At 69.9% G+C, this 17,890-nt stretch carries 16 protein-coding genes and 5 pseudogenes; 5 read left to right on the top strand and 16 right to left on the bottom strand.

The genetic code is table 11. The features are described from left to right. The first annotated feature begins 175 nt into the window (after nt 1-175). The 3 genes from OG272_RS36830 to OG272_RS36820 all read left to right on the top strand — a co-directional run bounded on the left by OG272_RS36830 (nt 176) and on the right by OG272_RS36820 (nt 3,442). Nucleotides 176-1,861: a ribonuclease J gene (locus OG272_RS36830; protein ID WP_327727444.1), complete on the top strand. Its 1,686-nt coding sequence runs from the start codon at nt 176-178 to the stop codon at nt 1,859-1,861. 114 nt (nt 1,862-1,975) lie between these two features. Beyond that, nucleotides 1,976-2,704 (top strand): spermidine synthase, encoded by a 729-nt coding sequence (locus OG272_RS36825; RefSeq protein WP_327727445.1) that lies wholly within the window; start codon nt 1,976-1,978, stop codon nt 2,702-2,704. Between the two features lie 204 nt (nt 2,705-2,908). Next, nucleotides 2,909-3,442, top strand: coding sequence for a TerD family protein (locus OG272_RS36820; RefSeq protein ID WP_326575994.1), 534 nt, complete (start codon nt 2,909-2,911; stop codon nt 3,440-3,442). A gap of 123 nt (nt 3,443-3,565) precedes the next feature. Here the strand turns inward: OG272_RS36820 and OG272_RS36815 are convergent. The 11 genes and pseudogenes from OG272_RS36815 to OG272_RS36765 all read right to left on the bottom strand — a co-directional run. Continuing rightward, nucleotides 3,566-3,811, bottom strand: a pseudogene (locus tag OG272_RS36815) (STAS domain-containing protein); the annotation flags it as partial. 202 nt (nt 3,812-4,013) lie between these two features. After that, nucleotides 4,014-5,084 carry a helix-turn-helix domain-containing protein gene (locus OG272_RS36810; protein ID WP_326575996.1) on the bottom strand — a complete coding sequence of 357 codons (1,071 nt, stop codon included), beginning with the start codon at nt 5,082-5,084 and terminating at the stop codon, nt 4,014-4,016. Between the two features lie 374 nt (nt 5,085-5,458). Continuing rightward, nucleotides 5,459-6,892 carry an SPFH domain-containing protein gene (locus tag OG272_RS36805; protein ID WP_326575998.1) on the bottom strand — a complete coding sequence of 478 codons (1,434 nt, stop codon included), beginning with the start codon at nt 6,890-6,892 and terminating at the stop codon, nt 5,459-5,461. Between the two features lie 117 nt (nt 6,893-7,009). Then, nucleotides 7,010-7,525 carry a hypothetical protein gene (locus OG272_RS36800; RefSeq protein ID WP_327727447.1) on the bottom strand — a complete coding sequence of 172 codons (516 nt, stop codon included), beginning with the start codon at nt 7,523-7,525 and terminating at the stop codon, nt 7,010-7,012. Between the two features lie 162 nt (nt 7,526-7,687). Then, nucleotides 7,688-7,887 (bottom strand): annotated as a pseudogene (locus OG272_RS36795) (flavodoxin family protein); the annotation flags it as partial. 16 nt (nt 7,888-7,903) lie between these two features. Next, entirely contained in the window at nt 7,904-8,464 is a 561-nt protein-coding gene (locus tag OG272_RS36790; RefSeq protein ID WP_327727448.1) for a DM13 domain-containing protein, read from the bottom strand. A gap of 321 nt (nt 8,465-8,785) precedes the next feature. After that, nucleotides 8,786-9,172: pseudogene (locus tag OG272_RS36785) on the bottom strand (FAD binding domain-containing protein); the annotation flags it as partial. 344 nt (nt 9,173-9,516) lie between these two features. After that, on the bottom strand, nt 9,517-10,209 hold the full coding sequence (locus OG272_RS36780; RefSeq protein WP_327727449.1) for a TetR/AcrR family transcriptional regulator: 693 nt from the start codon (nt 10,207-10,209) through the stop codon (nt 9,517-9,519). A 40-nt stretch (nt 10,210-10,249) separates the two neighbouring features. Continuing rightward, nucleotides 10,250-11,011: an SDR family oxidoreductase gene (locus OG272_RS36775; protein WP_327727450.1), complete on the bottom strand. Its 762-nt coding sequence runs from the start codon at nt 11,009-11,011 to the stop codon at nt 10,250-10,252. 138 nt (nt 11,012-11,149) lie between these two features. Further along, nucleotides 11,150-11,518 carry an MmcQ/YjbR family DNA-binding protein gene (locus OG272_RS36770; protein WP_327727451.1) on the bottom strand — a complete coding sequence of 123 codons (369 nt, stop codon included), beginning with the start codon at nt 11,516-11,518 and terminating at the stop codon, nt 11,150-11,152. Next, nucleotides 11,515-11,910 carry an MmcQ/YjbR family DNA-binding protein gene (locus tag OG272_RS36765; RefSeq protein ID WP_327727452.1) on the bottom strand — a complete coding sequence of 132 codons (396 nt, stop codon included), beginning with the start codon at nt 11,908-11,910 and terminating at the stop codon, nt 11,515-11,517. Before OG272_RS36765 ends, OG272_RS36770 begins: the two co-directional genes overlap by 4 nt. Before the next feature lie 234 nt (nt 11,911-12,144). Between OG272_RS36765 and OG272_RS36760 the strand changes: the two genes are divergently transcribed. Then, the gene (locus tag OG272_RS36760) at nt 12,145-12,993 is read left to right on the top strand and encodes an AraC family transcriptional regulator (RefSeq protein ID WP_327727453.1); all 849 of its coding nucleotides are present in this window, start codon (nt 12,145-12,147) and stop codon (nt 12,991-12,993) included. Nucleotides 12,994-13,288: 295 nt separating this feature from the next. On the opposite strand, the gene OG272_RS36755 is transcribed toward OG272_RS36760, so the two are convergent. The 3 genes and pseudogenes from OG272_RS36755 to OG272_RS36745 all read right to left on the bottom strand — a co-directional run bounded on the left by OG272_RS36755 (nt 13,289) and on the right by OG272_RS36745 (nt 14,669). After that, the gene (locus tag OG272_RS36755; protein ID WP_327727454.1) at nt 13,289-13,849 is read right to left on the bottom strand and encodes a TetR/AcrR family transcriptional regulator; all 561 of its coding nucleotides are present in this window, start codon (nt 13,847-13,849) and stop codon (nt 13,289-13,291) included. 178 nt (nt 13,850-14,027) lie between these two features. Further along, nucleotides 14,028-14,237 (bottom strand): annotated as a pseudogene (locus OG272_RS36750) (NAD(P)H-binding protein); the annotation flags it as partial. 72 nt (nt 14,238-14,309) lie between these two features. Beyond that, complete coding sequence (locus OG272_RS36745) at nt 14,310-14,669, bottom strand: cyclophilin-like fold protein (protein WP_327727455.1); 360 nt, start codon at nt 14,667-14,669, stop codon at nt 14,310-14,312. A 193-nt stretch (nt 14,670-14,862) separates the two neighbouring features. Here OG272_RS36745 and OG272_RS36740 point away from each other — a divergent pair. Next, nucleotides 14,863-14,991: pseudogene (locus tag OG272_RS36740) on the top strand (AraC family transcriptional regulator); the annotation flags it as partial. Nucleotides 14,992-15,013: 22 nt separating this feature from the next. Here OG272_RS36740 and OG272_RS36735 read toward each other — a convergent pair. Both OG272_RS36735 and OG272_RS36730 read right to left on the bottom strand, forming a co-directional pair. Continuing rightward, complete coding sequence (locus OG272_RS36735; RefSeq protein ID WP_327727456.1) at nt 15,014-16,036, bottom strand: alcohol dehydrogenase catalytic domain-containing protein; 1,023 nt, start codon at nt 16,034-16,036, stop codon at nt 15,014-15,016. 127 nt (nt 16,037-16,163) lie between these two features. Beyond that, complete coding sequence (locus OG272_RS36730) at nt 16,164-17,600, bottom strand: carboxylesterase family protein (RefSeq protein ID WP_327727457.1); 1,437 nt, start codon at nt 17,598-17,600, stop codon at nt 16,164-16,166. Nucleotides 17,601-17,890 lie beyond the last annotated feature (290 nt).

Genomic DNA, 17,890 nt, shown 5'->3' with positions numbered 1-17,890 from the left:
ACCCCGGACGGTCTCCGGCGCACCCGGGGTGCGGCCCAGCGGCGGCGGGGGCTCCCGTCCTCACCGCTCCCCGTCCCTCCCCCGGCCCTGCCGGAGGCGCCCGGCAGGGCACCGCGCTCGCGTCCACTCGGCGGGCAGTGGATCAGCACGGCGCACTCTTCGATAACGTGAGGGTATGAGCCATCCGCACCCAGAACTCAAAGCCGCCCCTCCGCTGCCGGACGGAGGCCTGAGGGTCACCGCCCTGGGCGGCCTGGGCGAAATCGGCCGGAACATGACCGTCTTCGAGCATGCCGGCAAGCTGCTGATCGTGGACTGCGGTGTGCTGTTCCCGGAAGAGAACCAGCCCGGCGTGGACGTGATCCTGCCCGACTTCACCTCCATCCGGGACCGCCTCGACGACATCGTCGCCGTCGTCCTCACCCACGGCCACGAAGACCACATCGGCGGTGTGCCCTATCTGCTGCGGGAGCGGGCGGACATCCCCCTCGTGGGCTCCAAGCTCACCCTCGCCTTCATCGAGGCCAAGCTCAAGGAACACGGGATCAGGCCCCGCACGGTGCGCGTGCGCGAGGGCGACCGGCGCCGCTTCGGCCCCTTCGACTGCGAGTTCGTGGCCGTCAACCACTCCATCCCGGACAGCCTGGCGGTGGCCCTGCGCACCCCGGCCGGGATGGTGCTGCACACCGGTGACTTCAAGATGGACCAGTTCCCCCTGGACGACCGCATCACCGACCTGCGCGCCTTCGCCCGCCTCGGCGAGGAGGGCGTGGACCTGTTCCTCACCGACTCCACCAATGCCGAGGTCCCCGGCTTCACCACCTCCGAACGCGAACTGAACCCCGCGATCGAACAGGTGATGCGCACCGCACCGCGGCGGGTCATCGTCTCCAGCTTCGCCAGCCACGTGCACCGCATCCAGCAGGTCCTGGACGCCGCCCACCAGCACGGCCGCAAGGTGGCCTTCGTGGGCCGCTCCATGGTCCGCAACATGGGCATCGCCCGCGACCTGGGCTACCTCAAGGTCCCGCCCAACCTGATCGTCAACACCAAGGAGCTGGAGAAGCTCCCCGCCCACCAGATCACCCTGGTGTGCACCGGATCCCAGGGCGAACCGATGGCCGCCCTGTCCCGGATGGCCAACCGCGACCACCAGATCCGCATCGGCAAGGGCGACACCGTCCTGCTCGCCAGTTCCCTCATCCCCGGCAACGAGAACGCCATCTACCGGGTGATCAACGGCCTGACCCGGTGGGGCGCCAACGTCGTCCACAAGGGCAACGCGAAGGTGCACGTCTCCGGCCACGCCAGCGCCGGCGAGCTCGTCTACTGCTACAACATCGTCCGCCCCCGCAACGTCATGCCGGTGCACGGCGAGTTCCGTCACCTGCGGGCCAACGCCGACCTCGCCATCCGCACCGGCGTCGACCCCGACCGGGTCGTCATCGCCGAGGACGGTGTCGTCGTCGACCTCGTCGACGGCCGCGCCTCCATCACCGGCAAGGTGCCCGCGGGCAACGTCTACGTGGACGGCATGGAAGTCGGCGGCGCCACCGAAGCGTCCCTCAAGGACCGGGTCACCCTCGCCCAGGAGGGCGTCATCACGGTCGTGGCCATCGTCGACGCCGACACCGGCGGGCTGGCCGAGGCCCCCGACTTCCTGGCTCGCGGCTTCGTCCACGACGACACCACCTTCGAGCCGGTCATCCCCGTCATCGAGAAGACGCTGGCCACCGCCGCCGAGGAAGGCGTCGGCGACGCCCACCAGCTCGAACAGCTCATCGCCCGCGCCGTGGCCAACTGGGCCTTCCGCACCCACCGCCGCAGGCCGCTGATCATCCCCGTCATCATCGACGCCTGAGCGGGCCGCCACCCCGACTCCCCCCTCCCCCACCGGGAGGGGGGAGCATGCGTCGCCACGTCGGCAACAGCCCCCGTGCCCCCGTGCATCCACGAACGTGAGAAAGGTGAACGGATGAGCCCGCGCCTGGAGGAGATCGACTGGCGACCGACACCGATCGGCGAGATCAGTCTGCGCCGACGCCGCGACCCGGTCTCAGGAGACGACGTGTACGAGGTGAAGCTCGGCGACGAGTACCTGATGTCCAGCCTCTTCACGACCGGCGAGATCGCGCTCGCCGAACTCGCCCTGGCGACACTGCCGGACACCGGACTGGACGTAGTCGTCGGCGGACTCGGACTCGGCTACACCGCCCGGGCGGCCCTGGACGACCCCCGGGTGCGCTCGCTGACCGTGATCGACGCGCTCGCCGAAGTCATCGACTGGCACCGGCGGCACCTGGTGCCCCTCGGAGCCCGGCTCACGTCGGACGACCGCTGCCGCCTGGTCCACGGCGACTTCTTCGCGCTGGCCGCCGACCCCCGCGGTCTGGACCCCGAGGAGCCGGGCCGCCGCTTCCACGCCATCCTGCTGGACGTCGACCATTCACCGCGCCATGTGCTCCACCCGCGCCACGCGGCGCTCTACCAGCCCGCCGGGCTCCGCGCCCTCGCCGCTCACCTCCACCCCGGCGGGGTGTTCGCCCTGTGGTCCAACGACCCGCCGGACGAGCAGTTCACCTCCGCACTCACCGAAGTCTTCGCACAAGCGGCGGCCCATGTCGTCGACTTCGACAATCCCCTGCAAGGCGGCACCTCGACCAACACCGTCTACCTGGCCGGCAAGGCACCGCACACGCCGTAGGCGGAGCTCGGCAGGCGATGCGTCCGCCGCTCACGTAAGGCAGCACACGGCTCGCCCCGTAGAGGAACCCTTTGGGCGGGGATCGTCGCCGTACGGGCGTCGAAGGGGCCGGTCGTACAAGGCGTCAACGGGTGGTCCGAGAGCCATACTTGACCTTGCGGGGACCAGCCCGCGGGGGCTTGGCAGGAGAGAGGCGGCAATCCGGTGAGCGGCGACAGGCAGGGAGTGGTGAAGGCCGAAGTACGGCTCAAGTGGGACCCGAGTTCCTGGGAGCAGCCACCGCACCACCTCGATATCATCGCCACGACCTACTCGACGGATGCCCCCTACGGGCGGCCCGTGTACGTCGTCCATTTCGACAGCCGCTCGCCGGACGGCACCATCAACATGAGCCGGCACAGCCAGACCGGTCAGGGCTTCGGCTACGTCGAAGTGATGACCCTGGAGTTCGATCGCCTCGCTCCCTCCTTCGCGCGGGTGGTCGTGGGCGTGGCGATCCACCAGGACAGCGGCCCCAAGACCTTCGGCGACATATCGAACGCCGGAGTACTGGTTGTCGAGGGGTACAAGGAGCTCCTCAAGGACGACCTCGCGCAGGTCTCCGGATCCACCGCGGCGACGGTCGCGGAGTTCACCCGGGATGCTTCCGGAACCTGGGAATTCCACGGGACGGTCCGAGGCTTCGACAGCGACCCCCTGCTCTTCACCGCGGAGATGGGCAGCGCCCCACAGCCCTGACTGACGGCGCCCCAACAGACAGTGAGGGAAACGGCGAGGCGCCGCACGTGCCGCCGACTGGTCACGGGGCGGCGCCTCGGCCGGGCGCGGCACCGATGCAGGAGCGGCATGCCGGTGAGTCCGTCAGTGACCGGCTGACAGTTCGCCACTGAGCCTGCCGTGAAGGTGGGCGCTGGGGGCGTTCAGGCCGGTGATCTCCACCCGCTCGCCGCGCTGGGCGTACTTGGTCTCGATGGCGTCCAGGGCGGCGACGGAGGACGCGTCCCAGATGTGGGCGGCGGACAGGTCGATGACGACATGGTCGGGGTCGGTGGTGTAGTCGAACCGGCCGACAAGATCGTTGGACGAGGCGAAGAACAGCTCGCCCGACGAGGTGACCGAGAGCGACAGCACTGCGCGAGCGCCTCCCCCGGACCGGCGTACCGGCCCGGACCCCCTGGCCGATCGGAACCGAGCGTGGGCCCGGCCACGAGGCCGCCTCTGAACGCCCTGAGCCTGCTTCAGGTTGCGGGCACGCGTGCCCCTTCGACGCCGACCGGACTTCCCTGCGCATATGGCTTCCGTCATGGCTTCAGTTGGGCTTCGTCGGCCAGTCCAGCAGCCGGGCGCCGATCACCGCGGTCTGCAGGGTGTAGCGGTGGACGGGGTCGGAGGGGTCCGCGCCGGTGAGCTTGTGGATGCGTTCCAGGCGGTAGGTGAAGGCGCGCACGCTCAGCGAGAGTCGCCGCGCCGCCTCCGCGGACACACAGCCGGAGTCGAAATAGAGGGTGAGGGTGTCGAGGAGCGGCTGGGCGCCGCCGCGGGCTCCGCGCAGCGGACCGAGGGCGTTCTCCACCAGGTCGGCCATGGCCTGCCGGTCGCGGGTGAGGACGGGGTAGACCAGGAGGTCGGCCGCGTGCAGCACAGGTTCGTCGAGTTCGAGGCGTTCGCCCAGGTCGAGGGCGTTGAGCGCCTCCTCGTAAGACTGGACGACGCCGGTCGCCCCGGATTGCGGGCGGCCGATTCCCACCTGGCCTCCACCGGTGGCCGCGAACGCCCGCTTGGCGAAGTGGGCGAGTACCTCGCTCTGGTCGCCCGGGGCGATGCACACCAGTCGGCCGTCCTTGGTGGTGAGCAGGATGCTGCGGTCGCCGAACCGGCCGATCAGCGCACGCTCCACTTCCCGGAGAACCGCGTCCCCCTCTTCGTACGCGACCGGGCCGCGGGCCACGGCGACCGCGTGCTCGTACGAGAGCCGCAGCCCGTAGCGTTCCGCGCGCTGGGCCAGTCGGCCCAGGTCGCTGCGGCCGTACAGCAGGTCGTCGATGAACTCGCGGCGAGCGGCTTCTTCCTGGCGTACGGCGATCCGCTGCGCCCGCTCATAGCCCTCGGCGAACGCGTCGACGGCCTGTGCCGCGGCGCCCAGCACGTCGTCCACGGAAACGTCGTTCCCGGTCGGCCAGTGCGACCGGGTGGCTGCCATGTGGGCGCCGACCATGACGCGCAGGCCCAGGCCCGCCTCCGCGGCCCGCTCGCCCAGCGCGCGGCGCGAATCCAGTTCGCTTCGGGTCAGTCGGCGCCCGGTCGCCGAGGCGTTCGCGAGGATGCGGGCGTACCCCTTCAGGTACTCGTCGTGTTCCTCGGACGCGTCCCGGCCCGCCATGTGGGTCTCCCCGAAGTTGATGCGTTGTCGACGTCTTTCTAGCGCATGACCGCGGGAAGGGACGCGTACGGGGCGATCTCCTCCCTGGTCGGTGCCGTACTGGCGCCGACGTCAGCACGCCCGGTCCCTCCCCGCGCGTCCCGAACCGCCTTTGGCTGTCCGGCCGGCCGAGGAAGCCGGCCTCCCGCGCCACGGTCCGCGGCCGCGGCGCGGGCGGATTCCTGAAGCAACCGGCATGCGCACAAGTCCGCACCCTTGCCTCAAGTGCGATGCCCGACATCTGTAGGGCCTTCTCGCGCCAACCGGGGCGGTTCCAGGGCCACCCGGGCGGTTCCAGGACCGCCCGGGCTCGCTCCTCCGGCCGATGGCCGGCGTCAGCCGGTGATCTCGACCTTCCCGTTGGCCTGGGTGGGCGCCGTCGTCGTGGGCTGCGCACCACCGACCCGGCCGGTCATGCCCTTCAGCAGCTCGGCGATGTCGACTCCGGTGGTTGAACCGAGGAGTTCGAGGCCTTGGGCGACGTTGTCGGCGACCGTGCGCGAGAGTTGGCTGGCGCCGTCGGTGGAGATCACCGTCATCTTGTCGATCGCGCTGAGCGGTTCGGATGCCTTGGCGACGACCTGCGGCAGTACCTCCACCAGCATCTGCAGGACGGCTGCGTCGCCGTACTGGGCGAAGGCGTCGGCCTTCTTCTGCATCGCGTCGGCCTCGGCGGCACCCTTGGCGCCGATGGCGGCGGCCTCCGCCTCACCTTCGAGACGGACGGCGTCGGCGAGCGCGGCGCGCTGTGCCTTCTCGCCCTCACCGGTCAGCCTGGCCCGTTCGGCGGTCGCCTCGGCCTCCTTGACCAGCGCGATGCGGCGGGCCTCGGCCTCCTGCTCGGCCTGGTAGCGGGCGGCGTCGGCGGGCTTGCGGACCTTGGTGTCCAGCTCACGGTCGGTCAGCGCGGCCTGCCGGGTGGCGACCTTCTCCTGCTCGGCGAGCACCTCCTGCTGCCGGGCCGCTTCCGCGAGCGGGCCGGCCGCGGCGGCACGGGCTGCGGCCTCGTCGGTCTCGGCCTTGATCTCGGCCTGCTTCAGCGCGAAGGTCCGCTGGGCGATGGCTATTTCCTCTTCGGCCTTCAGCCGGGCCTGCTCGGCCGCGCGACGGGCGACGGCCTCGGCGATGTCGGCCTCCTGCTTGGCGCGGGCGGCCTCGGGGCGGCCGAGGTCCTCCAGGTAGGAGCCCTCGGTGGTGATGTCCTGGATCTGGAAGGCGTCCAGCACCAGGCCCTGCCCGGACAGGCTCGCCTCGGCCTCCTCGGCGACCTGACCGGCGAACGCGGCACGGTCGCGGATGATGTCCTCCACCGACATCCGGCCGACGATGGCCCGCAGCGCGCCCGACAGCACTTCCTGGGTGAAGCCGACGATGCCGTCCTGCTGCATCAGGAACCGCTGCGCGGCGGCGCGGATCGAGTCCTCGGTGCCGCCGACCTTGACGATGGCGACGCCTTCGAGGTTCGCCTTGACTCCGCGCAGGGTGACCGCGCCGCGTACCGCGATCGGAATGTGCCGGGACGACAGGTCCAGGGTGAAACGCTGTTGCACGAAGGGCACGACGAACACCCCGCCGCCGACCACGACCTTCTGGCCGCTGTTGTCGGTGAACACCCGGCCGGTCTCCGGGTCGGTGGCCTGCTTGCCGCGCCGGCCGGTGACGATGAACGCCTCGCTGGGCCCCGCCACCTTGTAACGGGTGACCACGACGAGGCCGAGCAACACGAGGAGTACGACGACTCCCGCAACGGCTATGACCACTGGACTCATGATGTTTTCCCCCTCAGCCCTCCCAGGGGACGGCAGATCGATACGGGTGCACGTGGATGGTGGATGAATGGGCGCCACCGCTGCGACGGCGCCCGATGTGCGGACCTGCGCGGCGGGTCAGCGTTCGACCGGGCGGACGAAGACCGCTGTCTGCGACAACGCCTCCTCCACCCAGATCTCGGCGCCTCGCGGCACCGGGCTCGGGCTCTTCGCCGCGAGCTTCACCGGTTGCCCGGCCCGGTGGACCAGCACCTCGCCGTAGCCGTCGGCCGGAATGGCCGTCACCACCGAGCCCGCGGCGCCGATCAGGTCGTCGTCGCGCGGGGCGGCGCCGGACCGGTCGTTCAACAGCGCGCGGCTGAAGCGGTAGGCGAGCCAGCCCGTGGCGGCTCCGGCGGGCACTCCGACCGCGGTGGCGCCGAACGCGCCGAGCCCGGTGGTGCCCATGACGATCGCGCCGGAGAAGCCGAGCATGGACACGAACCCGGCGATGACCGGAAGCGACAGCCAGCCGTCGAAGAGACCGTCGAGCGCGTCGACGCCCTCGAAGAGGCCCTCAAGGACACCGTCGAGGACGAGGGACAGGACGAGGAGTACGACTCCTCCGATGCCGAGAACCAGAAACCAGGTCATCAGCCTTCCACCGCCCCTCCCCCACTGTCACCGCGCTGGTGACCGCAATACTCACACGTGGACCCGCCCAAAACACTGCCTGGTTCCGGCAATCTTTACGCTCCCTTGATGCCGTGCTCCGCACCCCCCTGGCCGGAGCGTGGCGAGGACCCGGCCCGACGGGACGAGGCATCCGCCCACGTGTCCGTGAGAGGCGTACTGCCCCTGGAGTCGAGCAGCCGCGAGCAGCCGTACAGCCGCTCGATCACCTGCTTCGTCACCGAGCTGTCGTCGCCCGGCCAGAGGGGCCCGGTGAGCACCAGGGTGTCGGCGGCCACCGCCTTCTCGTACGGCGGCGGCCGGGCGTCGGGGGCGAAGCCGTGCCGGCGGGGAGAACGGTCAGGCTTCGGCGAGTTCGGCGGCGCCGAAGGAGACGTCGAAGCGGTCGCACCAGATGGTGACGCTGGTGTACCGGGTCGGGTCGACGTCATCGGGCAGGGGGTAGTTCTGGCTTCCCTTGTTGCCTTTGAGCTTGCCGAGGCTGGCGTACGCGCCGTCGTCGAAGACGTGCCAGCCGGCCCGGCCCTCCTTCACCGGGGCGTCGGTCAGCCATACGCGCAGGTCCGGGCCGTTGCTGGTGTCGAGCCGCTCCAGCCGGATCACGTGGGTGCCGTCGGTGAGCCGTACGAGTTTCACCGTGCCCGTCGTCGTGTGCTCGTGGCTGATCAGCTCACCGGTGGCCAGTGTCACGGCTCCGGTCGGCTCCGACGGGGCGGACGATGTTCCTGGGCCGGCTTCCGGGGTCCGGGAGGCCTCCACGACGGCGCCGGGCAGGGATTCCGTCACCGTCTCGTCCTGCCAGAGCTTCCACGGCTGGAACCAGTACAGCCCTGCCCCCACGCCCACGACCATCGCCACCAGCAGCCCGATGGTCAGCGGTCCCCTCCGCACGCGCCCCATGCCGTCCCTCTTCTCGCTCCGTGAGTCCGTGTCGTCATCCCCATTCAACGGAACGGGCGATCGCTGCGGCCGGGTTGGCCGATGACGAAATCCTTACGTCTCGGCACAGCGTGCGCGCCTGGGCGAAGGAGCGATACACGATGAATCGCATGGGCTGCAACAGTTCGTAGCTCCTCGCCGCGGATGTTTCTGCTGATCAGAGACCCTGACGCGTGAACGGCCGTGGCTCCCTTGCGTATACGAGGGCGATTCCCGGCGTCGGCCTCTGACCTACGACGAGGTCCAAGCGCTGTTCGACGCCGCCGATGCCCGACCTCGACGAATATGGGGCGTGTTGCCGGGCAGCCGGTGGAACTCGGCGACCGGGATACGCCGCACGCCGCGCACGCTCTCCGCCGCGACGACCGCGCCGAGCATCACCGGCGCCACCGCCATGCCCGAGGGATGCGTGGCGATGCAGTGCTCGCTCGCGCCCAGGACCGCGCCGCCGCGGGAGAACCCGCCGATGGCGTCACAACCGCTGCCGGGTGCGCGTTTGTTGCACGCGGCGCTCTCGTCGTAGAAGTACATGCAGCGGGTGCGCTGCAGCAGGTTGCCTCCCACGGTCACCATGTTCCGCAGCTGGGCGGACGCCCCGTGCAGGATCGCCTGCGCCAGCACCGGGTAGCAGGTGCGGATGAGGGGGTCCGCCGCGAGCCGGCTACGCGCTGTCTGCTGGTGGCGCTGAGTAACCGGTGCAGCCGCGGTGGTCGCCGCCGCAGAAGGCCAACACCGTGACAGCGGGGCCGGCGTCTTCCCGGGTTCGCACGTGCTGGCGGATTTCGTCGATCACTTGTCGGTGGTCTCGCCACCGAGCGCGACGCCGGGGGCGCACGCCGGCAGTACCGGGAGGTCACGGTCCCGGCTGAGCCGTCGGCCGCTGTTGGTTACGGGGAGGACCGGTCGCGCTCGCCGGTATTGGTTGTCGGTCGAGTCATCCGTACCTGCGCCTGTCCCGGTAGGGCGACGTATCGGGGTGCTGCAGCGTGAACTGGTGGTCCGGGGTTCAGGATTCAGGATTCGGTGCGATAGCGGGTGAGCATGAGGGCGACGGCTTCGTCCACGATCGTGGTGTCGGTGGGGTCGGGCGGGACGAAGTCGGTCCGTACGAGTTGAGGCCACAGGAGCTGGCCGCAGATCATGCCGAGGAACTGTTCGGCCACGGCGGATGTCGGCTGTGTCTGTCCGTCGGCCGAGCGGAAGTCGAGTGTGCCGGCCTGTGCTTCGGCGTCCAGGTAGTCGCGGAGCCGGTCGAAGAAGGGTCCGCGGTCGATGGCGAAGCCGGTGCCGACGATGTCGGCGAGTTCCGGCATCTGCGGAAGTTCGGTGATGATGAGGCGGCACAGCGCCGCCGTGCCGGGCCGCGAGACCAGACAGGCGTAGTCGCGGCCGATGTGGTCCAGACCGTACCGGGGATCGCCGGGCGGGGGCGGTGCGGCGTACTGCACGTCCAGCTGCCACTGTTCGGAGGTGACGGCCGCGAACAGCGCGGCCTTGGAGGGGTACCGCTTGAAGAGGGTGCCGGTGGAGACGCGGGCCTCCCTGGCGATCTGGGCCAGGGAGGTCTTGTCGTATCCCCGGGCGAGGAAGAGGTCGCGGGCGGCGCGGATGATGCGCGCGCGGTTCTCCGCTTTGATCTGCGCGTGATACCCGGCCTGGCACGTATCGCCACCGGTTTCCGCTCGGTCACGGTCCGCCACCGACATACCCACGCCCCTCGCCCGTCTCCCAGCCGCATCCTCGCTGTCAGAGGACGGTCTGGCCGCCGTCCAGGATAAGGTCCTGGCCCACAGCGAAGGCGGAGGCATCGGAAGCCAGATACACGACGGCTTCCGCGACCTCCTCGGGCATGCCCATGCGACCCAGGGGGATGCCGGAGCTGATCACCTCCAGAACCGCCTTCCGCTGGTCGGGATCCTCGATTCCGAGCTTGGAGCCGGAGTACAGCGGGGTGTCCACGGGGCCGGGGCTGACCGCGTTGAACCGGATGCCGTGCGACCTGAGCAGGTCCGCGTTCCACGACCGCATCAGGGAGGCGACAGCCGCCTTTGTCGCGGCGTAGGCGTTTGAGTGACCGTAACCGCCGTGCGCACTGTTGGACGCGTTGAGGATGACCGAGGACGGGTTGGCCAGCACGGGCACCAGGGCCTGCGTGAGGAAGAAGACGCTCTTGACGTTGATGTCGAAGAGCCGGTCGTAGCTGTCCTCCGTGTGATCCTCGAACGGCCGCCAGTCCGAGACGCCGGCGTTCAGGAACGCCACGTCCAGTTGTCCGAAGTGCTCACGCACCCACTCCGCCAGGCCGCGCTGTGCATCGAGATCGCGCGCATCGGCCTGCACCACCGGCACCTTGTCCCCGAGGATCTGCCGCGCCTTGTCGATGCTGGCCGGGGTGACCCCTGTGACCAGCACGTCGGCCCCCTCCGCGATAAAACGCCGCGCGGTCTCCAGACCGATCCCACTCGTGCCGCCGGTGATGAGGGCGCGCTTGCCCGCAAGACGATTCATCTTCATTGTTCCTTGCCGAGTCGTAAGGTAAGTCGATGGACTCACCACGCGAAGGTAACCTCCGCGCCACCCTTGAGGCAAGTTGATCCACTTACCATCGGCGGTTCGGCCAGGCCGGAGAGGGGAAGCTCGCGGCGCTCATCGGGCACCGGGGCGGTCGCGTCGCGGCAGTCGCTCGGCGACCAGGTCGTAGGAATCCTCGACCGCGTCGGTGATCAGCCGCTCGGTGATGCCGGGGCCTGGTCCCAGTGAGATCCAGTGGCGTTTGTCGAGATAGCGGCCCGGTGTGATCGAGGCGTGGCCGCGTACGTGAGCGCGGGCGGGTTCGGGTTCGCACTTGACCGTGATGATCTGATCGTCCGGGTCGTCGGTGACGATCAGGAACACCTTGCCCGCGACCTTGTACACGTCGAGTCCCGGAGTGAAGGGGTATCCGTGGCTGACGTCGGGGAGGGCCAGGGCCGCCTGGCGGGCGGTGTCCTGGAGCCGGTCGCCGGCCGCGCTCACCGGGCAGCCCGCGTGCCGGTGCCGTAGGTGTGCGGGTCGACGGGCCGCTCGGCCCTGGGCAGGTGAGCGACGACGAGCCGGTAGGAGTCGGTGACGAGTTCCTCGACCAGCTTCTTGTCGACGCCTTCCCCGCTCTCCAGGGTGATCCAGTGCTTCTTGTTCATGTGGTAGCCGGGGGTGATGTGGCTGTACTGCTGCCGCAGGGCGTGGGCCTCGCCGGGGTCCGCCTTGAGGATCACGACGGGACGCCCCGGGACTTCGGTCATCAGCATGAACACCTTGCCGCGCACCTTGAAGACCTCCCAGTCGGGGCCGAAGGGGTGCTCCAGCTGGGCTCCGGGGAGTTCCTCCGCGCAGTCGGCGGCGGTCTTGTGCAGGGCCGATCCGTTCATGGGTGGTGAGCCTTCTCAGGTGGTGGCGGACTGTGGCGTCGAAGGAGGCGGAGGGCGCGCCGCGCGGGCGCCGTGGCACGTTCCATCCTTCCGTCGAAGCCGACTGGAAGGGCGGTAGACTGCGGACACGTGATGGTCGACAAGCGACACTCCGGGCCGAGCAGGCAGGCCGGACCAGCTGCGGTTCCGCTGTACGGTTTCCAGCCCCCGGTCGGGACTCCGTACGGCCTTGAGGTGAGTACCGTCGAGGACTTCTTCGCCCAGCACGACGACTGGCCGTGGAACCCGCCCCGTCCGGGCCGTGCCACCTTCCACTACCTGATCCTGGTCACCGAGGGTGAGTTGCGGCACGACGTCGACCACGTCACGCGGACGGTCGCCCCCGGCCAGTGGCTGTGGGTACGTCCCGGGCACGCGCAGTGCTGGCATCCGCCCGGCGCGGCCCGCGGCCCGTTCATCCTGTTCGAACCGGACGTGCTGCGGCCCGACCTCGCCCGTCTCCTGGCCCCGCTCACCGCGCACGAGGCGCCTGCCGTGCTCAGCCCGGACCCCGACGACGCCGCCTGGCTCCGGCAGACGGCGCTCCAGCTCCTGGACGAACACCGCGCCCTGGGGCGCCGCCCCCTCGACATCCACCACGCCCTGCGGCGCAGCCTGCTCGAATCGCTGCTGCTGCGCCTGGCCGACTCCCCGGGCATCGCCCCCGTCGGCACGGCAACGGCCGCGGCCACGGCCCGCGCCGGCCGTGGCCGTGCCGACAGGTACGGGCGCTTCCTGGACGCCCTGGAGCTGCACTTTCGCGAGCTGCATCAAGCCGCGGATTACGCCGAGTTGCTCGGCTGTTCGGTCCGCACCCTGAGCCGTGCCGCCCGGGACGCCACCGGCAAGGGGGTGCGTGAACTCATCGACGAGCGGCGCCTCCTGGAAGCCCGGCGCCTGCTGGGAGGTGCCCGGTGGGACGCCCGGGCTGTGGCTGTCCACCTCGGCTTCACCGATCCCGCGAACTTCGGCCGCTTCTTCCGCGACCGCACCGGTCTCACCCCGGCCGCCTTCGCGGCCCGCGCGGCGAGGACCGACGCGTGACGGAATCCCGGCGGCGTAGGCCCCGTGCCCGTCAGGAGGCGATGGCTCCCTTCGCGGTGTGCGTGAACGCCCCATGGGAGCGCACGATGTGCCACTCGCCGCCGATCACCTCATGACCAGGCGCCTTGCCCGGAAGGCGCCATCCCCAGCCGGCCGAGGAAACCCGCCCCGGCCGACACCTGAACGTTCCAGGCCACGGATGCCCGCCGGGCCTCGGCACATCCATGAACAGTCAGCAGTGCCCGGTCATTTCCGCTTGGTGAACTGCCAGACGATTCTGGCCAGTCCTCTGCCCTCACCGGTCCGCGTCTTGTCGGGAAAGACCGTCGAGGATGACGTTCATCAAAGGCCGTGCCCTTGATTCCCACTCATCCCGGTCCAGCCGGCCGAGGTATGCGATGAGCAGGAGGACCCCGTGGGCGTCCAGGTCCGCGCGGATGGAACCTGCCGCTTTACCGGCGTCCAGCAGGTGACCGAGGGCGCCCTCGATGGGGTTGTGGCTGTGGGCGGCAAGGTCCTGCCACGCCGCCGCCTCAAGCGCTGCCAGGACGCCGCGCTTGATGTCGGCGTAGTCGATCACTCGGTCGAGCCAGTGACGCAAGGCTGCCACAGGCTCGTGTCCCGCCAGCAGAGCGGAGGCGGCGACCACGAGTTCTTCGACATCGCGCCGGTACACCTCGGCGAGGAGCGCTTCGCGGTTGGGAAAGTGCCGGTAGAGCGTTCCCTGTCCTATACCGGCGCGCTTGGCGATCTCGTTGAGGGGGACGTCGTTGGACTCGGCAACGGCTGCGCGGGCGGCCTCCAGGATGCGGGTCCGGTTCTGCGCCGCATCCCGACGGCGTGCTGGCGTGCTCATAGACCTCTCGCTCCTGATGTTCCGCCCACCACCAATGGACACGTGTCCGGAAGGGCGAGCCGCGCACGGGAAGGCGGAAGCGAGGAGGAACAGGTGGACTCCTGCCTTCGCTGCGGCGGTTGCCGGTGAAATCCACGCCCTGCCCGTCGACAGCGTGCGCCTGTCGCGGGCCGGCTCCGCTCGCGCCCGCGGTGAAGACGGCTGCGTCGGCACCTTTCAGACGGGCGGCTGGAGTGTCCACGCTGAGCGACGTCAGGTCGCCGAGAACCGGCTCTGTTCCGTCGGATTCCAGGGTGTGCGCCTGCTCGGTATGGCGGTGGAGGCCCACGACCTGGTCGCCCTGTTCGATGAGTCGTGCGGCGAGGCGGGAGCCGACGCCGCCGGTCACCCCGATCGCGAGGCCCGGGACAGGGGCCCCTCTTCTCGCTGGTTGACGATCTCGGTGGTTTCCGGCTGGGTCTCAGTCGATGGCCTCGATGGTGACGTCGACCGTGCCGTCGTACTTCTTGAAGGCATCGGCCCCCGAGTCGATTTCGCCGAGGATGACGATGCCGGGGTCGGGGACGGACTGGCCGTCGTGGTCATAGAAGATGGCGATGCCGGGACCGGGTGACCAGTAGATGATGCTGCCGATCTCGTAGCCGAACTGCGGCTTGCCTCCCCCGGCGAGAGACCGGGGCAGGTGACCGTACTTCTCGCGCTCGAGCAGGTCGTTCATCTGCAGCGTCAGCGGAAGCAGTGAGGCGAAGTCGCGTGCCGTCGCGTTGTCGTCGAGGGTTGCGTTGAGGACGGTTTCTCCGGCGGTCAGTCGGATTCTCATATGGGTCCTGCCCTCTGGGGTGTTGGTGGAGTGGGTGTTGGTGGAGGGATCGTCGGCGGCCTACACGTACGCCATGTTCATCGGGGTACGCGCTTCAGTTCGGCACGGACCCGTGAAAGTAACTTCCACATCACCCCGATGGCAAGTCGATCCACTTACCATTGGGGGCTTGGGGCTGGTCGGTCGATTGCCTGGCACGGCCCCGGCCGGCACGGGCCGTGCCGACAGGTACGGGCGCTTCCTGGACGCCGTGGAGCTGCACTTTCGCGAGCTGCACCAAGCCGCGGACCACGCCGAGTTGCTCGGCTGTTCGGTCCGCACCACGTTTCTCAGTTGCCTGTGTCTCAGCCGTCCAGGACGACGACGTGCTTGCCCGGCGTGGTGCCGGACTCGACGTCGGCCTGGGCGTCACGGACCTGTTCCAGGCCGTGGTAGACCTTCGCGACCGGGACGTTGAGGCGCCCTGCGGCGATGGCCTGGAGCTGGTGGGCGAAGACGTCGGCCGGGAGGTCGGCGGCCTGACCGCCGTAGGAAGTCAGCCGCACCCCGTTGGGGATCATGAACGGGGTGAAGTCGGGGATCGTCCACTGGCCCGCCAGGGCTCCGGTGAAGCAGACGGTGCCGTGGCGGCGGACGGTGCGGAGGGTGTCGGCGAGGACCGAGCAGCCCACCAGCTCCAGTACGGCGTCGACACCCTCCGGCATCAACTCGCTCACCTGGTCGGCGATCGTGCCGCTGTCGACGAGGGCATGGTCGGCGCCCGCGGCCCGCAGTTCCCCGGCCCGGTCCGGGCTGCGGGTGGTGGACAGCACGGTGACTCCGAGGTCCTTCGCGATCGTGGCCGCGCTCAGCCCGACCGTGGAAGTGCCGCCGCGGATCAGCAGCGTCTGCCCGGCCTTGAGGTCCAGGCCGGTGGTCAGCGATCCGTAGGCGGTCTGGAACATCTCCGGCAGCGCACCGACGACCTCCCACGGCAGGCCGGTCTCGAACGGGATGACCTGTGCTGCGGGGACGGTCACGTACTGGGCGTACGCGCCGTCGTACGAGCGGCCCATGCCGCCCATCATCGTGGCCACCTGCCGGCCCGCCCGCAGCCCGCTGTCCTCGTCGGCCTCATCGACCACGCCGACGCCCTCGATGCCGGGCACCCGCGGGTAGGTGACCTCCGCGTCCGACTCACCCTTGCGGGTGGTGACCTCGGACTCGTTGACACCGAACGCCTTCACCCTGATCCGCACCCAGCCGGGCTTGCGTACGGGCACCGGCACGTCCTTGATCTCCAGTGCGTCGAGGCCGCCGGGCCGGGTGACGACGACGGCCCGCATCGTCGCCTGTGCGGCGCCGCCGGCTGCTGTCGATTGGCTCATGCCGAACTCCTAGCTCTTCTTTCCCAGGGAATGCGAAGGCGGAGCCGGGACTCCAGGCACAGGTACCCGGGTGATCAGTCGGTGGTGACCCTGCACCGTTGCGTATCTCGGTATCGCCCGGTGACCGTCAGGGGCGGTCGATGTTCTCCCACAGGTCGAGGGCCGCCTGGTAGTGGGCGCCCGCCTGGAAGGGCAGGTTGCCGACGCTTCCCGAAGTGAGCCGGTCCATGACGGCGGGCCACAGACGGGCCTGCTCGCCGGTGGCGAAGTCGAGCACGATGTCGCGGATCCGCGTGTCACGCTCGGCCTGCTCGGGGCTGCGGCCCGGCTTTTCCTGGCCGACCAGGGCGTACATCTCGGTGCCGTGCACGGCGGGCGCGCCCTCGGCCGGCCCGATCATCAGGAGATGGGCATCGCCGCCCGCGGCGGCGTGCGCCAGGGCGCCGCGGCCCGCGGGGAGCGCGAAGAGGTAGTCCGCCATGAGCGCGGCGCGGACCTCGGCAGGGGTGCAGCCGCCCTGGTCGTAGGCATCGACGATCTTCTTCGCGTGGGAGCGGGGAATGCGCCACCTCGCGACCTCGTCGGTGACGCGGTCGAGCGTGTGCGGGTCGAAGCGGTCGAGGTCGTTCGCCACCCACCAGCCCATGTCGTCACTGGCCATGCTCAGCAGCACGTCAACGTCACGGTGGGAGCCCGAGGCGAGGACATCCATGGGGTGGGCGTGTACCACCGCGCCGGGCTGTCCGGTGTCCAGGACGACGCCGGTGGCCTGGTTGTCCACCCCGCCGCGGACTCCGAGGTCCGCCGGACAGACCTTGCGCAGGGCGGCCATCAGGGCAGTCGCGTCGAGGTCGATCAGCTTGTCGGGGTTGTCCGCGACGCCGAGTTCGGTGACGAACCGGTGCGCGAGCTCCTCCGCCCACCAGACCGGGACGATACGAGCGGGCCCGCCGGAGAACCCGGCCAGGCGCCGGTACAGGCCGTTGGCGGAGGAGGCGCCGAGCAGCCCGAAGGTGGCATAGGCGCCGCCGCTGTGGCCGTAGACCGTGACGTTGTCGGGGTCGCCGCCGAAGTGGGCGATGTTCTGCCTGATCCAGGTGAGCGCGGCGATGATGTCCTGAAGGAACAGGTTGCTGGCCTCGGCGAGCCGCCCGCCGTACTGCGAGAGCGAGAGCGCACCCAGCGCGCCGAGCCGGTAGTTGACCGACACGCCCACCACGCGTCCCGACGCGGCGAGACCGGCGGCGTTCGAGGTGATCTGCGTGTTCGCGCCGTACTCGAATCCGCCGCCGTGGACGTACACGGCCACCGGCAGCGCCTCCCCGGCCGGCTGCTCGGGAGCCCACACGTTCAGGTTCAGGCAGTCCTCGCCCATCCCGCTGTCCGCTTCGAGCCAGTCGCCGCTGTCGGGCTGGACGGAAACGATGCCCTTGCGGTCATAGGGGCGGTCCGGATCGAAGTCCGCGACCATGGGTCGGCGGTATCGCTCGGCGGTGGCGTACGGGATTCCCCACCAGGACCGCACTCCTGGTGCAGTTGGGGCCTTGGGAGGGGTGGCGGTCATGGCACGTCCTTCCAGCGCGGTTCGGCTGTTCGCGCGGGGCTTCGGCGGCTGGTTGCTCGCGGTGATGTCTCCCATCGTTTCCTGGGATCCGACAAAGCGCCCGGCAGCTGGCGGTCACCCGGTGGTCATCAGGTGACACTTCGGCAACAAGATCTCGGTGCAGGCCATGAACTTCTCCTACATGGCCGACGGCCGGATCGTCGGCGAACGGGGCCAGCCCGACCACCTCGGGGTGATGCAGAGAATCGGTGCCGTACCGGCGTCGTGCACCTCGTAGCGCCGGGCGAGCC

The organism is Streptomyces sp. NBC_00104, from assembly GCF_045160825.1.
Classification (GTDB): domain Bacteria; phylum Actinomycetota; class Actinomycetes; order Streptomycetales; family Streptomycetaceae; genus Streptomyces.
The sequence above is the reverse complement of the archived record's forward strand: the minus strand, read 5'-3'. Positions and strand labels throughout refer to the sequence as shown.

Bases quoted from the DNA above. Each gene is read 5' to 3' on its own strand.
- OG272_RS36830 (WP_327727444.1), top strand. From the start codon at position 176: ATGAGCCATCCGCACCCAGAACTCAAAGCCGCCCCTCCGCTGCCGGAC.
- OG272_RS36825 (WP_327727445.1), top strand. From the start codon at position 1,976: ATGAGCCCGCGCCTGGAGGAGATCGACTGGCGACCGACACCGATCGGC.
- OG272_RS36810 (WP_326575996.1), bottom strand. From the start codon at position 5,084: ATGGCGGGCCGGGACGCGTCCGAGGAACACGACGAGTACCTGAAGGGG.
- OG272_RS36805 (WP_326575998.1), bottom strand. From the start codon at position 6,892: ATGAGTCCAGTGGTCATAGCCGTTGCGGGAGTCGTCGTACTCCTCGTG.
- OG272_RS36800 (WP_327727447.1), bottom strand. From the start codon at position 7,525: ATGACCTGGTTTCTGGTTCTCGGCATCGGAGGAGTCGTACTCCTCGTC.
- OG272_RS36790 (WP_327727448.1), bottom strand. From the start codon at position 8,464: ATGGGGCGCGTGCGGAGGGGACCGCTGACCATCGGGCTGCTGGTGGCG.
- OG272_RS36780 (WP_327727449.1), bottom strand. From the start codon at position 10,209: ATGTCGGTGGCGGACCGTGACCGAGCGGAAACCGGTGGCGATACGTGC.
- OG272_RS36775 (WP_327727450.1), bottom strand. From the start codon at position 11,011: ATGAATCGTCTTGCGGGCAAGCGCGCCCTCATCACCGGCGGCACGAGT.
- OG272_RS36765 (WP_327727452.1), bottom strand. From the start codon at position 11,910: ATGAACGGATCGGCCCTGCACAAGACCGCCGCCGACTGCGCGGAGGAA.
- OG272_RS36755 (WP_327727454.1), bottom strand. From the start codon at position 13,849: ATGAGCACGCCAGCACGCCGTCGGGATGCGGCGCAGAACCGGACCCGC.
- OG272_RS36745 (WP_327727455.1), bottom strand. From the start codon at position 14,669: ATGAGAATCCGACTGACCGCCGGAGAAACCGTCCTCAACGCAACCCTC.
- OG272_RS36735 (WP_327727456.1), bottom strand. From the start codon at position 16,036: ATGAGCCAATCGACAGCAGCCGGCGGCGCCGCACAGGCGACGATGCGG.
- OG272_RS36730 (WP_327727457.1), bottom strand. From the start codon at position 17,600: ATGACCGCCACCCCTCCCAAGGCCCCAACTGCACCAGGAGTGCGGTCC.